This window comes from Novosphingobium oxfordense, assembly GCF_044029435.1.
Lineage (GTDB): Bacteria > Pseudomonadota > Alphaproteobacteria > Sphingomonadales > Sphingomonadaceae > Novosphingobium.
Window position 1 is genome coordinate 1,858,353 of sequence record NZ_CP147008.1, and the last position, 14,291, is coordinate 1,872,643.

Below are 14,291 nucleotides of genomic sequence, written 5' to 3' on the forward strand. Positions count from 1 at the left end.
TCCTATTCGGCGGCCTATTCTGCGGCGGGCACCTGTGCTGGGGCGGCATGGCGCAGTGCGGCGGGCAGGCGGAACTGGATGGTTTCCTTCACCCCGTCGAGTTCGGAAACGGTGGCCGGGCGCAGCCGCTTGAGCGCGGCAATCACACTGTCCACCAGTTCGTCCGGAGCGGAGGCGCCGGCAGTGATGCCCACCGTCCGCACATTGTCCAGCCATTGCGGGTCAATACCGCTGCCATCGTCGATCAGGTGGCTTTCGACGCCCATTTCCGTCCCGATTTCACGCAGGCGCATGGAATTGGAACTGTTGCGCGCGCCGACCACGAGCACCAGGTCGCTGATCGAGGCCAGTTCGCGCACGGCGGTCTGGCGGTTCTGCGTGGCGTAGCAGATATCGTTCACCTCAGGCCCCACCACGTCGACGAAACGTTCGTGCAGGGCGGCGATCACGCTGCGCGTATCGTCGATGCTGAGCGTGGTCTGGGTGATGTAGGCGATCGGCTCATCATCCGCGAAAGGCAGCGCCGTCACGTCTTCGGGCGTTGAAACGAGGTGGATCGGCGCATCGATCTGGCCGATCGTGCCGATCACCTCCGCATGGCCGGGGTGGCCGATCAGCACCACCGTCCGCCCGGCCTTTACATAGCGGCGGCCCTGGAAGTGCACCTTGGTCACCAGCGGGCAGGTGGCGTCTATGGTTGGAAGGCTGCGTTCGCGTGCCTCCTCCTCCACCGATCGCGCAACGCCGTGCGCGCTGAAGATCGTCATCGCGCCGGGGGGGATTTCGGAGAGTTCGTCCACGAAAACCGCGCCTTTGCCGCGCAGTTGATCGACGACGTGCTTGTTATGGACGATTTCATGCCGGACGTAGACCGGCGCGCCGAAACGTTCGAGCGCGCGTTCCACAATTTCGATGGCTCGGGTCACGCCCGCGCAGAAACCGCGCGGGTTGGCGAGCACAATCTGCAACGGTCCGCCTGGGTTGGAATTCGGAGTTACCACCGATATCTCCCCTACTGGGAATGGCATTGCCCCATTGATACTGGTTTAATGCCTTCGAGGGAAGATACGCTAACACAAGAATAAAACAAAGGAAGTTGCAGCGTGATGCAGCTCGTCCTTGCCATCGCGACGGGTGATGGTGCACCACCGTCCGTGCAGAGGGATCGCGATCCGCCAGTGACGGAGTTCTTGAATGCGCCATCCGATTTTAACGCTGGGCCTGGTTTTCTCGCTCGCCCCCGTGGCTGTTGTCGCCCAGACTGTCGACCCAGCCCGCGTAACGGTTCAGCAACTTAATGACAATCTTATCAAGGTGATGAAGGGCGGCGGCACGTTGCAGGCGCGAACGGCCGCGCTCTCGCCGGTGCTGGACCGGGCGTTCGACCTGCCGTTGATGACCCGGCTTGCCGTCGGGCCGAGCTGGACCAAGCTGAGCGCGGCCGATCAGGACGCGCTGGTGCGCAGTTTCCGGCGGATGACGATTTCCCAATATGCCCGAAATTTCGATAGTTGGTCCGGCGAAAGTTTCACAACGGACCCGCAGGTTCAGCAACGCGGCGGGGACAGACTCGTGCGCACGACGCTGAACGTGCCCAAGGACGCGCCCGTCGCCATCAGTTATCGGTTGCGGCAGAGTGGCAGCGACTGGAAGATCATCGACGTCTTCTACCGCAATGCGATCAGCCAGATCGCCACGCGCCGGTCCGATTTCGCTTCCGTGCTGCAAAAGGGAGGCGCGGCTTCGCTGGTCGCCCACATGGATGCCATTGCGGCAAAGGGCGAGAAATTTTGATCACTCCACTGGTCGTTCCGGCGGTGCTGCTTGCGTCGCCGGCCGATCTTCCCTTGCCGAACGATGCTACGGTGGAGGTCGGTCAGCTCCCCGCCGGGACGCTGGCCGCTGCGCAGACTCCGCCGGTCGTGGTGGTTCCTTTGCCGCCGGTGGTTCCCTTTGTTGATCCGGCGCAGGCTGCGAATCAGGTTCCGGCCGCTCCTGCCGCTGAGGGAGATTTGGACGATTTCGGCGCCGATAGCGTCCAGGTCGACAAGGATCCGCTGGAAGGGTTCAACCGTGCCATGTTCGGCGTCTATCGCGCGATGGACAAGGTGCTCTGGCGGCCGCTCGCCATGGGGTACAAGACCGTGGTGCCCAAGCCGGTCCGATCCGGCGCACGAAACGCGCTGAGCAATCTGACCGAGCCCTATATCTTCGTGAACTTCCTTCTGCAGGGCAAGCCGGGTAAGGCCGCGGAGACGTTCGCGCGCTTCGTGATCAATTCCACGCTGGGGATCGGCGGGCTGATCGACGTTGCGAAGACCAAGGACTTCAAGCTGCCGCACAGGCCGAACGGCTTCGGCGCCACGCTGGCACTTCATGGCGTGAAGGCCGGGCCGTATCTGTTCGTGCCTTTCGTCGGCCCGACCACATTTCGCGATGTTCTGGGCGACACCGCCGATGGTAGCTTTCTGCCTCTGGTAGTGGGCAAGCCGTTCTCGACCTGGAAGTATCAGATCGTGACCGGCGTCGTGGACGGGTTGGACATGCGGGCCGAGGCGGATGCCGAACTGCGGACGCTGTTTGCGGATGCCATAGATCCTTATGCCACGCTGCGCGCCGTCTATCTGCAGAACCGTGCGGCCGAGATCGAAGAGGTGCGCGGCCGCCACAGGGCAAAAAAAGTGGACGCCGCGCCGGAACTGGATGAGCCGTTGGACGATCCGGCCGGTTCGCCCAAGGCATCCGATACGCCGCCCAGCCCCCCTTCCGATGCGCCGGAATTGCAGGACCCGATGAAGGATCCTGCAACGAACTAGCGCTTGGCCTGCTCGCGGGGCGGACCAAGCAGCGCGGGTTCGAAGATCAGCGCGCAGATCAGTGTCCAGATCAGCGATATCATCAGGATCTTGCCCATGCTGGCGGTGCCGGGATGGTGGGACAGCCACAGGCTGCCGAAGGCGGTGCCGGTGGCGAAAGCACTGAACATGACCGCACGGGCCAGGCTTGATTGAAGCAGCCCGGTCGCCCCGCCGCGCCAGGCCATGACGAAATAGATGTGGAACGCCACGCCCACGCCGAACAGTAGCGGAAACGCGATGATATTGGCGAAGTTGATGGGTTGGCCGATCAAGACGCAACTGCCCAGCGTCAGGAAAATGGAGAGGATGACCGGGGCAAGCGTGAACGCCACTTCCTTCAGGTCGCGCAGGACCAGGAACAGCAACACGCTGACCAGCAGGAACGCGAGCACGCCTGCCTGCACGAAAGCCCAGGCAACCGTGCCGGCAGCGGCCTGCGTCGCCACCGGAAGGCCGGAAATCGCCGGGGTCACCTGGGCGACGGCATTGCGGAACTGGCGGATGACCGCATTGTCGTTGGCATTCCCGCTCGGGAACACCTGAAGGCGGACCTGCCCGTCGGGCGTCACCCAGTCGCGGACGAGATCGGGGGGCAGCGTCTCGCGCATCACGGGCGCGGCCTGCAACGCCTGCCGGATCTGCTCCAGCATCACGCCGAGCGGCTGGGAGAGCATGGTATTCACCGTCGTGCGCTGCGCTTCGGAGGCCATGTTCAGCCGTTGGAGGGACGCAGCCAGTCGGCGGGCCTCGTTCCCGTCGGGCCCCGTGTGAGCCTTTGCTGCTTCGCGCAGCTTGATTTCGGTGGCACCGATGGCCTCGCGCAACTCTGCATCGCTCGGCGGGGCTGCCGTTTCGAACGGGTTGATCGTCAGGTCGAGCAGCAGCGACGCATCCTGGATCAGCGCCAGCTTGGCATCCTGTTGCTCCGGCACGAAACTGTCGAGCGAGACGACGTGTGCGACTTCGGGCAGACCGGAAAGGCGCTGGGCCAACTTGCGCCCTTCGGCGGGATTGGCGGCCAGCACATCGATCACGTTGGGCGTTCGGTCGGGATCGCGGGTCAGGTCCTTGAGTGCGCGCATCGCGGGGGCATGGGGATCGCGCAAGTCCAGCGGGTTGAAATCGAACACGGCCCAAGGCAGCAGCGCAATGCCTGCGGTCATGGCGATTCCGAAGCTCCACAGGACGGCGCGGCGCTTGCGCTCCAGAAATCGGTCCACCGGGGCGAGGGCCTTGAAGCCGACATCGCCTCGAGGTTTACCGGGGCGCAGTAGCAGGATCAGCGCCGGCAGCAGCGTCAGGCTGAACAGCAGTGCCACGATCATGCCCAGGCCGGCGATCACGCCCAGTTCCGCGATGCCGATATAGGCGGTGGGAAGGAAGGCGCCGAAACCCAGGAAAATGGCGCCTGCCGCCAGCAGGAGCGGCGCGCCCAGCGCCATGGCTGCCTGCCGCAAGGCGGCATCGGGATCGGCCCCGGCAACCCTGTCGGCATTGAAGCGAACGCAGATCTGGATTCCGAAATCGACGCCCAACCCGACGAACAGCGGTATGAAGGCGACCGAGATCAGGTTGAACCGCCCGATCGCCAGCAGCCCGACAGCGCCGGTGACTATAAGGCCGGAAAGGATGGTGATCATGATCGCCGCGACCAGACGCACCGAACGGGTGGCGAGCCAGAGCGTCAGCAGCATCGCGCCCAGCATTACCAGCGCGACCAGCCCGATGTTTTCCTGGAGCGTCGCAAACTCCTCATCGGCAAGCGGCACTTCGCCGGTCAGGCTGATGCGCAGGCCATGTGCCTCGTCCAGCGCGAGTGCCTGAGCGGCCTTGGTCACGGCTTCGCTCGCCGCGGCACCCGGCATCAACGCGCCATGGTCGAGCACGGGCTGGGTCAGGATCAGGCGCCTTGTCGGCGGGTTCAATCCCTTGCCTTCGCCGGCGAGCAACCTTTGCCATGAAAAGTGCGGGTTCTTCCCGTCCAGCGAACCGTCGATAGCGGTGCTGAGGGCGTGGAGCGGCCGATCGATGCGGCTGAGCGGGATGTCGCCGGAGGAAACGCCGTCCAGCATGGTCGAGAGCGAGACCGTCACGCCGCGCAGGCTGGGGTCGGCGGCGAGGGCCCCCAGCATCGGCTGCGCGTCGATCATCGCCTGGGTAGCGCTGCGTACATCGTCCACCGATCCGAACAGCAGGCCTTCCCGCGCGAAGAAATCGCCGCCGTCCGGCCGCGTGACCAGGCGGAAATGCGTCTTGTCGCCGCTGAGGCTGGCCGCAAGCCGCACAGTGGCATCCTCGGCCAGTTCGGGCGTTTCGCCATCGACGATGATGAGCATATTGTCCCGCAACTGCGGGAAAGCGGCCTCCATCCGCTGTTCCTGCTGCCGCCAACCGACCGTGGGTGAGATCAGCGCAGCCGTGTCCGTGGTCATCGCGATACGATCGGCTGCCACGAACAGTGCCAATCCAGTAAGAATCGCCGCCAGTGCCAAGGTCAGCCAGGGCCGGCGAATGCTCGCGATGACGAGCGCGGAGGGCGAAAGGCGCATGGTGCTCGATCTCCGCGTGCTCAATGTCCGCTCGGCCCCTTGTCGCCCAGAAAATAGCGCAAGCCGAAGTGGATCGTTTGGGCGCTGCCGTTGAAATCGAATGCCGCTTCGGCAAATTTGGGCGGGCCAAGGGCGATCTTTGCGTCGTTGGAAAAGCCGACGCCTTCCTTGGGAATGCCGAACAGCGCGCGGTCCACCTTGCCGTTGCCGTTCTCGTCGAGGAACGCCTGTACGGCATAGCGCCCGGCGGGAAGGGAATGGACCTGCACGCGGGTCACGCCCTTCGTGGCGGGCGCTTCGGCGGAATAGGGGCAATCGTCCTTCAGGAACCGGCTTTCGGGGCAGGCATCCACATGCACGCGCCCCTTGCTGATGCGAACGTTGCCGACATCGATGGTCAGCACGCCGCCGCCCGGCGCGGATGCGGCAAGCAGGCAGGGCGCAAGGCACAGCAGCCATGCCGGCCGGTGCAACAATCGGGGGGTGACAGACCTAGGGATTGATCGACCCACGCGTCCGCCCATATTCCGCGCTCTCCCGCCCCAGCGCGGAAAGCACCGTATCCACGATTGCCGTCGCATCCAGTCCAGCTTCGGCATATTGCTTTTCGGGCTTGTCCTGCCCCTGGAACACGTCCGGCAGGCGCATGGTACGAATCCGGAGACCGGCATCGACCAGCCCCAGATCGCTGGCCAGCGTCAGCACATGTCCGCCCAGGCCGCCTACCGCGCCTTCCTCGATCGTGACCGCCACGTCGTGGGTAGCCAGCAGCTTGCGGATCATCGCTTCGTCTAGGGGCTTGGCGAAGCGCAAGTCGGCCACAGTGGTGGAAAGGCCCTTCGCTTCCAGCGTATCGGCGGCCTTCAGCGCCTCTTCCAGCCGCGTGCCCAAGGACAGGATGGCAACGTGGCGCCCTTCGCGCATGATCCGGCCCTTGCCGATCTCCAGCCGCAGGGGTGTTTCGGGCAAAGGCACGCCCACGCCGTTGCCGCGCGGATAGCGCACGGCGATCGGGCCGTCGTCATGGACGGCGCAGGTGTGGACCATGTGCACAAGCTCGGCTTCGTCGGCCGCCGCCATCACCACCATGTTGGGCAGCGTGGCGAGGTAGGCGATGTCGAAACTGCCCGCATGGGTCGATCCATCCGCGCCGACCAGCCCGGCCCGATCTATCGCGAAACGGACCGGCAGGTTCTGCAGCGCCACGTCGTGCACCACCTGATCGTAGGCGCGTTGCAGGAAGGTGGAATAGATTGCGCAGAAGGGGCGCATGCCCTGTGCGGCCAGCCCCGCTGCGAAAGTCACCGCATGCTGTTCGGCAATGCCGACGTCGAAGGTGCGATCGGGAAAGGCGGCGGCGAATTTGTCCAGCCCGGTGCCGGCAGGCATGGCGGCGGTGATCGCGCAGATCGTCTCGTCACGCCGCGCCTCGGCCATCAGCGCCTGCGCGAAGACGCCTGTGTAGCTGGGCGGTCCGGCCGGCGCCTTGGCCTGTGCGCCGGTGATGACGTCGAACTTCTGCACGCCGTGATACTTGTCCGCCGCCGCTTCGGCCGGAGCGTAACCCTTGCCCTTCTGCGTCACGACGTGGACGAGGCATGGCCCTTCCGCCGCATCGCGGACGTTTTCCAGGATCGGGATCAACTGGTCCAGATTGTGGCCATCGATCGGGCCGACATAATAGAAGCCCAGTTCGTCGAACAGGGTTCCCCCCATAGCCATGCCCCGCGCGAAGGCATCGGTCTTGCGCGCGGCGATCATCAGCGGGCGGGGCAGCTTACGTGCCAGTTTCCTGGCAATATCGCGCAGGCCAAGGAATTCGCGGCTCGACACCAGCCGCGCCAGATAGGCAGACAGCCCGCCGACCGGCGGCGCGATCGACATGTCGTTGTCGTTGAGGATGACGATCAGGCGATTGCCCGCCGCGCGCGCGTTGTTCATCGCCTCATAGGCCATGCCGGCGGACATCGATCCATCGCCGATCACGGCGATGGCCTTGCCCGGCTGCCCGCTCAGCTTCCGGGCGACCGCGAAGCCCAGCGCCGCGCTGATCGAGGTGGAACTGTGCGCCGCGCCGAAAGGATCGTAAGGGCTCTCGTCCCGCTTGGTGAAGCCGCTCAGGCCGCCGCCCTGTCGCAAGGTGCGGATGCGGTCACGCCGCCCGGTCAGGATCTTGTGGGGGTAGCATTGATGCCCGACGTCCCACACCAGCCTGTCGTCGGGCGTATTGAACACATAGTGGATGGCGGTAGTCAGTTCCACCACGCCCAATCCCGACCCCAGATGCCCCCCGGTGGTCCCTACTGCGGAAATAACTTCCTGTCGCAGTTCGTCGGCCAGTTGCGGTAGCTGATCCGGCCGCAAGGCGCGCAAGTCAGAAGGCCAGACAACCTGATCGAGAAGGTTCCGCTTGGGCATCATAAGCTTGGGCTCCCTGTATACTTCAGGCTGCGCAGCGCACGATCGGCCCCAAGGGTTAAATCAACTGGTTGATGGATGCCATTAAAATCATGCCGTTCAATACCATGTTGCCGCATCGAACCGCCGTTTCGGATCCATTCTGAACGGCGATTTCGTGCGCCGGGCGCAGGTCTGGCGAGGTTTCGGCACCCGGCAACCGCTGGCCATCGTCATCAGCGCCGGGTTGCCGCTGCAATATCCGCCGGCACTGTTTGCGTGGCCCGTGCTCGTTTGCCCCAATTTGGCGAACAGAGTGGCGATGATGCAATCGGACTTCGCGAAGCGGGGGGCACAAGTTATGCAGCGGCCGCAGGGATTCGGGGAGAATCCCGTGTAAGTCACTCAATCAAATGTAATTAATACGAAGTTGAACTTCTGTGGCAGGAGACTCTTCCTACTGATTTTCACTACTTTTCCGCGGCGGCGAATTCGAGTTACTAAGAGTCGGGAAAGGATAAGTGATAATGTGTCAATATTTCCATTCGTTGTAGTTCTTATGATGTGATCTTGATGATCATCTTAAGAAGTAATACGAGACTTCAAGAAATAAGCGTAATTTGGGTGGAGAAGGCTTGGCCTGTCTGTGCGAATTCGACTGTTGCAAAGGCAATTGTCGAAAGGTGCCAACTTGTGCCTGAGCTACTCCTTCCCGAATGAGTCGGAAGGAAATTTGCCATGGTGCGATCCTCGACGACGCAGTGGGACCAACTGGCGATTGATAGCCTGTTCGATCTGGTAACGCGGCATGTCGATTACCCCATGGCGGTTTTAACGCAGCACAAGGTCGACAGCGAGCATCCGGAGGTCATAGCCGTATCGCAAATGGCGGACAGCCTAGCCCATGGGATTGCCCATTCGATCCAGCAGGCCGCCGCCTATGACGATTGGCGGCCCGAATCCACCACCTTGCGTTGCGGGCATTTCGACATCGAGAACGTGCATTTGCCCGATCGGGTGCGAAACGGGCGAAGGATCACATTTTCATGTCCGATGGACCCGGCTTCGTTCCTGGCCCTCTCGGTCTGCCGCTTCGACGCCGATGAGTGGGCCATGCGCGCCTTGGCCGCGCAAGGTATTTACGGCTGGGTAGAGGCCTATCTCCGGCTGTTCTGGGAGGCGAAGCTGCATCGCAGCCGCGCCGGCGCGCTTGTCGACGTGCTGGACCTATTCGATTTCGGCACTTTCCTTCTCGGCATGGATGGAAACATCATTTTCGCCAATGTCCGCGCGCTGCAATTGCTGGAACTTGGCAATGGACTGCGCCGGGCAGGCCAATCGGTGACGGCAACCGATTTCGACAATGCGGTGCGGTTGCAGACCGCCATCCAGCACCTTTCCCATGACCGGCATGGCTCTGCCGAGGGCGATGGAACGCCGCTGATCCTTATAAAACGCACGAATGCGAGGCCGCTCGTTGCCGTCGTGACGCGACTGTCTGACGCGGCCCCGGTTCATGGCGGGGCGGCGATCGCCCTCTACGTTCTGGATCCGGACATCGACGCCAAGCCGCTGGCCACCGCGCTGTGCCGCGCCCACGGGCTTACGGTGTCGGAGACCGAACTTGTCATGCGTCTGGTCAGGGGGCTCACCATCGAGGCGGCGGCGCGGGACATGCGCATCCAACCGCAGACGGCCCGCGCCTATCTGAAGCAGATCTTCGCCAAGACCGATACGCACCGGCAGACGGATCTGGTGCGGATGATCCTTCGCGGCGTGGTCCACATCCGGCCGTTTGCGGCGCCCCCTTCAAATGGGGGTAGGGATTCCACTCATTTGGGGGCGGGGCATGCACCTGTCTGGGGCTAAGCCGCTCAATCGCTCCGGGTTATATCGCCAAGCCACGGCGTCTTGCGGAAAAGGTGTCGTCAACTGGCTCTCAGCAGCCATCCTAACCAAGAGGATTAGCCATGAGATATGCCCTTTTACTGACTGCATCGGTCGGTGCATTCGCCCTGGCTGCGAGCCCGGCGCTTGCGCAAACGGCCGGCGCCGGCGGCAGCGCTGCGGACGCCACGCGTGGTTCCACGGCAACGTCCACGAACAGTTCGACGAACACGAATACTTCGACGAGCACCCCCACGGACAATTCGAACGCGAGCGACTCGTCCGGCCTTGGTTCCGCCAACAATGGCGGTACATCGGCGGTAACCACTGACGTCAACGCCACCGGCGCCGCCAGCGATTCCAGTGGGCTTGGTTCTGCCAACAACGGCGGCACTTCCGCGATTACCACCGACTCGCACGATTCAAGCAACAGCAGCGATTCCAGCGGTGCGAACTCCGCCAACAACGGCGGCACGTCCAACCTGGCGGTCGACTCGCACGACTCCAGCAACAGCAGCGATTCGAGTGGGCTTGGGTCCGCCAACAACGGCGGTACTGCCAGTTTCGCCCTGAATGCTACCGGCGCGGGCAGTGATTCCAGCGGCGTTGGCTCTGCCAACAACGGTGGCACATCGACCAGCACCTATACCACCCAAACCACATATTCGTCGCTTGCCGGCGAGGTGACGGGCGGTCAAGTCACGTTCTGGCAGCCTTCGGAAGGCGGCTCAGGCGGCGGCGGCGGCGGTGGCGGCAATGCGAATGCCGGCAGCCGCGGTGGCGGCGATGGCGGCACCGGCGGAGCGGGCGGAGCGGGCGGCTCCGGCGGCAATGGTGGATCGCCGGTCATGACCTGGAATGCATCGTTCGATAATGGCGCATTCTCCAACTTTGCCGGCCTGAACGCGATGAACGTCAATACCGGCGTCTTCGCATCTCAAAACGCCAGCATCAATGTTGGCGCGACGATCGGCACGCTCAGCCTGGGCCAATAGTCCGGCAAGGAAGAACCGGCCGCCCGCGTGGCGGCCGGTCTCCGGTGCAACTCCATACGAAGGGGGAACTCCTTTGGCCCGCGTTCATATTTTCCTTGCCGGAATCGTCGCCTCGGGCATTTTTCAGGTTGGGCCTGCCTTCGCCGCTGACGAGGCCGCTCAGCCGGGCCCGGCGGCATCGCCGAGTGCTCCGATCGTGTCCCCGGAGGAAACCTCTCCGCGCGACGCTAAGCCGCAGTTCGGAAACGACGCGCCCTTCGCCAGTGCTGCGGTGGTCGAGGAGACCAAACTGGCCGACATCACCGGCATGGCCGACGTGAATGTCATCGAGCAGGCGGCAAACGTCAGGAATACCAGCACCATTACCGGCAACATCATCAACGGCGATCCGACGACGGGGACGATTTCGTTCGACGGCGGATCGTTCGGCGCGTTCAACGGACTGGCGCTGGTCAGCGCCAACACCGGCAACAACGTATCCATCAATTCCGCGATGAATGTTAATGTCGCGATCCAGTAATGGCGCGGCTTGCCTCCTTCTGGCGGCGGGCGCCATGCTGACGGCCTGCGCCAGCCAGCCGGTGCCGCGTACCGGCTCCACGCTCAGCCTTGCTGCCGGCGATTATGCGCTGCCGGTCAAGAGCATGGCGGAACGCCGCTTTCTCACGGTAGTTCGCCAGCAATACGATTTCAGCTGCGGATCGGCGGCGCTGGCAACCCTGCTGCGCTACCATTACGGCGATCTCCAGAACGAACAGAGCATCTTCGTCGGCATGTGGGACCACGGCGATCGCGACCAGATCAAGCGCCTGGGTTTTTCGCTGCTCGACATGAAGCGCTATCTCAACGCGCGGGGTATCCAGGCGAACGGCTACATCGTGACGCTGGACGACATCCAGAGGACGGGCGTGCCGGGGATCGCGCTGATCAATCTGCGGGGGTACAAGCATTTCGTAGTGGTGAAGGGCATCGAGAACGGCAAAGTTCTCGTCGGCGACCCCTCGCTGGGAATTCGCCTGATCGATACGAAGCAGTTCAGCGGGATGTGGAACGGCATCCTTTTCGCGCTTGCCGATGGGTTGGAGCGCGGCAAGAGCAGCTTTGGCCGCAGGGAAGAGTGGGCCCTCGTCCCGCGCAGCCGCGCGACGCTGATGATGGAGCCGGCAAGCCTGCAGGCCCTCGAACTCACCCGCGCCCAGCCATATCCGTTCGTGATGTAGGAGTGGACGATGGCATCGTGGCGCTCTGGCAAACGGTGGATCGCGGGAGGTTTGCTGCTTGCGACCACTGCGGGCCCCGGCATGGCCGCCGCCGCGGTGCCTCCCCCGCCATTCGAGGGCGGACTGGACGGTGCCGCCGCCGGGAACGCTACGCAGGCCGCTTACCTGCCGGGCCCCGTGTTCGGATCGTCGGCAACTCTCACCGATGCCCAACTCGACGAATTGCGCGGCGGCTTCGAGTTGCCGAACGGGATGGATGTGGTCGTCGGCGTGGACATCCAGACGCTGGTGAACGGCGCGCTGGCGCTGCGCAGCGTGCTCAACACGGATACGGGCACGCCGGTCGTGTTCGTGGGCGATGGCAGTGGTGCCACCAGCTCATCCAGTTCCTCAGGCACGGCAGCGGGTGGCGGGGTTGTCGTCAAAGTCGGGGATACGGCAATGACGATCCAGCCCGCAGCAGGCCAGCAGCAAGTGACGCTGACCGCGAACGGCCCGGCGGTATCCACGCCATCGGGTACCGTGCAGTTGGTCAAGGATGCCAACGGCTCTCAAGTCATTCTGAACGGGAATTCACTTGAATTACGCCAAATGATCGGTAGCTTGACGGGTAGTATTGTTGCAAATACCGCGAACGATAGAACCATCGATACCGTAGTAAACGTCAATGTAGACGTGCGGAATTCCGCGCTGCTTGCGGGTAGTGCGATGCTGCATGCCGATACGATTGCACTTGATGCGGCGGGGCGCGGCATTCGTTAGTGCCGCGCGATTGTGGGGAGGGTTGATGAAGGGCTTCCTGGCAAGCACGGTTGTGCTGTTCGCGATACTTCCCCGACCGGCACTGGCGCAAGCCGATCCGGATGGCACCACAACAGATGCGGCGAAGCGCCCGGTGCCCGACCTGCAGAAGCTTCAGCAGCAGATAGACGCCCAGCGCCGCGCGATAGAGCAGCAGCGCCACGTCCTGGATACGCAGGAAGCGCAGCTTCGCCAGCTTCAGGACTCCTTGCTGGATGCCATGCGCGGCACCGGAATTCCCGGGCCGCAGTTCGCCCAGGCTGCGCCGACGGCGGCATCGCTGGCCGCCGTTCCGCCATCCGATGCGGCCCAACCCGGCGCGCAATCCAATGACGCGATAACCAGCGTGGGCGAGAAGCCGACCGAGCGCCCCCGCCCGCAGGAAGTCGCCGTGCTGGCAGCGCAAGGCAGCGTCCTGACAAGGGCGGGCCGCCTTACGATCGAGCCAACCTTCGAATATGCCCGCGACGACCGCAACCGGTTCGTGTTCCGCGGCATCGAAATCCCGCAGTCCGTGCTCGTTGGCGTGTTCGACATCAACGAAAGCCGGCAGGACATTGTCACCGCTGCGGCGACGGTGCGCTATGGGCTGACCAACCGCATCGAACTGGGTGTCGAGGTTCCGTGGATCTATCGCGACGACACCGCGGTTCTGGTGCCGTTGGTGCAGAACCCGCCGCAATCGGGCACGGGCACGGTGAACACCTCCGCGCATGCATCGGGCCTTGGCGATGTGGAACTGATGGCCCGTTACCAGATCAACAACGGCACGCATGGCTGGCCGTTCCTGACCGCCAATGTCCAGGTGGTGACGCCTACCGGAACCGATCCCTACGGCGTTCCCCGCGATGCGCTGGGCAATGCGACAAAGGCGGCGACGGGCTTTGGCTTCTGGGGTGTGCAGCCCAGCGTCACGGTCATCATGCCGTCCGATCCGGCGACGATATTCGGTGTGCTGGGCTATAACCTGAACTTCGGGAAGAACGTGAATACGCGGATCAGCGATGCCCAGATCGACCATGTGACGCCGGGTTCGGGACCGAACATGACTCTTGGCGTCGGCCTTGCGCTCAACGAACGGACGTCGATCAGCTTCGCCTATGCACACAACTGGCTGTTCGGGACGAAGAGCATCATCCGCCCCATCGAGATCCAGAACGGCATTGAAACATACGGTGATCCGCTTTCCACGAAGACCCGCGATGTCCAGATCGGGCGTTTCCTGTTCGGCCTCAGTTATCGCGTGAACCAGCGCACGACCGTCAACTGGACGGTGGAAATGGGCGTGACGCAGGACGCCGCCGATCTGCGGACCAGCTTCCGTATCCCGATCACCTTCGGCCAATAGGGCCGGGATACCGGACGGAATAGCGCGATCACGCTGGCAGCATCGATCGATGCTGCCAAGGCAGGCCCCAACACGCCGCCTTTCTTCTTACGGATCACCTTGAACGGTTCTGGCTCGGCTTTCGTCGGTCGCGCCGGGCTGCAAAGTCGAAAGCAGCTCGGATCCTAAAATGTAATGTTGTAACATATCACTTCATTCGCTAGGAGGGCCGCCCGGCCGGAATGAGCCGGCGTCTC

At 63.4% G+C, this 14,291-nt stretch carries 13 protein-coding genes; 8 read left to right on the forward strand and 5 right to left on the reverse strand.

Annotated elements, in window-relative coordinates; genetic code table 11:
* Positions 1-14 precede the first annotated feature (14 nt).
* Positions 15-1,028: a 4-hydroxy-3-methylbut-2-enyl diphosphate reductase gene (gene ispH, locus WBP07_RS30850; protein WP_395397050.1), complete on the reverse strand. Its 1,014-nt coding sequence runs from the start codon at positions 1,026-1,028 to the stop codon at positions 15-17.
* 166 nt (positions 1,029-1,194) lie between these two features.
* Here ispH and WBP07_RS30855 point away from each other — a divergent pair, with 166 nt between their 5' ends.
* Both WBP07_RS30855 and WBP07_RS30860 read left to right on the forward strand, forming a co-directional pair.
* Positions 1,195-1,794, forward strand: a complete 600-nt coding sequence (locus WBP07_RS30855; protein WP_395397051.1) for an ABC transporter substrate-binding protein — start codon at positions 1,195-1,197, stop codon at positions 1,792-1,794.
* Positions 1,791-2,816, forward strand: coding sequence for a VacJ family lipoprotein (locus tag WBP07_RS30860; protein WP_395397052.1), 1,026 nt, complete (start codon positions 1,791-1,793; stop codon positions 2,814-2,816). Before WBP07_RS30855 ends, WBP07_RS30860 begins: the two co-directional genes overlap by 4 nt.
* Here the strand turns inward: WBP07_RS30860 and WBP07_RS30865 are convergent.
* The 4 genes from WBP07_RS30865 to WBP07_RS30880 are packed head-to-tail and all read right to left on the reverse strand — an operon-like array spanning position 2,813 to position 8,063.
* A complete protein-coding gene (locus tag WBP07_RS30865; RefSeq protein WP_395397053.1) occupies positions 2,813-5,407 on the reverse strand; it encodes an MMPL family transporter in 2,595 nt (864 codons plus the stop codon). The genes WBP07_RS30860 and WBP07_RS30865 overlap by 4 nt on opposite strands.
* Positions 5,408-5,427: 20 nt before the next feature.
* The gene (locus WBP07_RS30870) at positions 5,428-5,880 is read right to left on the reverse strand and encodes a DUF2141 domain-containing protein (RefSeq protein ID WP_395397054.1); all 453 of its coding nucleotides are present in this window, start codon (positions 5,878-5,880) and stop codon (positions 5,428-5,430) included.
* 19 nt (positions 5,881-5,899) lie between these two features.
* The gene (dxs, locus tag WBP07_RS30875; RefSeq protein WP_395397055.1) at positions 5,900-7,828 is read right to left on the reverse strand and encodes a 1-deoxy-D-xylulose-5-phosphate synthase; all 1,929 of its coding nucleotides are present in this window, start codon (positions 7,826-7,828) and stop codon (positions 5,900-5,902) included.
* 55 nt (positions 7,829-7,883) lie between these two features.
* Positions 7,884-8,063: a hypothetical protein gene (locus WBP07_RS30880; protein WP_395397056.1), complete on the reverse strand. Its 180-nt coding sequence runs from the start codon at positions 8,061-8,063 to the stop codon at positions 7,884-7,886.
* A 479-nt stretch (positions 8,064-8,542) separates the two neighbouring features.
* Here WBP07_RS30880 and WBP07_RS30885 point away from each other — a divergent pair, with 479 nt between their 5' ends.
* The 6 genes from WBP07_RS30885 to WBP07_RS30910 all read left to right on the forward strand — a co-directional run bounded on the left by WBP07_RS30885 (position 8,543) and on the right by WBP07_RS30910 (position 14,055).
* On the forward strand, positions 8,543-9,673 hold the full coding sequence (locus WBP07_RS30885; RefSeq protein ID WP_395397057.1) for a helix-turn-helix transcriptional regulator: 1,131 nt from the start codon (positions 8,543-8,545) through the stop codon (positions 9,671-9,673).
* A gap of 101 nt (positions 9,674-9,774) precedes the next feature.
* Complete coding sequence (locus tag WBP07_RS30890) at positions 9,775-10,686, forward strand: hypothetical protein (RefSeq protein ID WP_395397058.1); 912 nt, start codon at positions 9,775-9,777, stop codon at positions 10,684-10,686.
* 73 nt (positions 10,687-10,759) lie between these two features.
* Positions 10,760-11,206 carry a hypothetical protein gene (locus tag WBP07_RS30895; RefSeq protein WP_395397059.1) on the forward strand — a complete coding sequence of 149 codons (447 nt, stop codon included), beginning with the start codon at positions 10,760-10,762 and terminating at the stop codon, positions 11,204-11,206.
* Positions 11,190-11,906 carry a C39 family peptidase gene (locus WBP07_RS30900; RefSeq protein ID WP_395397060.1) on the forward strand — a complete coding sequence of 239 codons (717 nt, stop codon included), beginning with the start codon at positions 11,190-11,192 and terminating at the stop codon, positions 11,904-11,906. Before WBP07_RS30895 ends, WBP07_RS30900 begins: the two co-directional genes overlap by 17 nt.
* A gap of 81 nt (positions 11,907-11,987) precedes the next feature.
* The gene (locus WBP07_RS30905) at positions 11,988-12,668 is read left to right on the forward strand and encodes a hypothetical protein (protein ID WP_395397061.1); all 681 of its coding nucleotides are present in this window, start codon (positions 11,988-11,990) and stop codon (positions 12,666-12,668) included.
* A gap of 25 nt (positions 12,669-12,693) precedes the next feature.
* Entirely contained in the window at positions 12,694-14,055 is a 1,362-nt protein-coding gene (locus WBP07_RS30910) for a hypothetical protein (protein WP_395397062.1), read from the forward strand.
* Positions 14,056-14,291 lie beyond the last annotated feature (236 nt).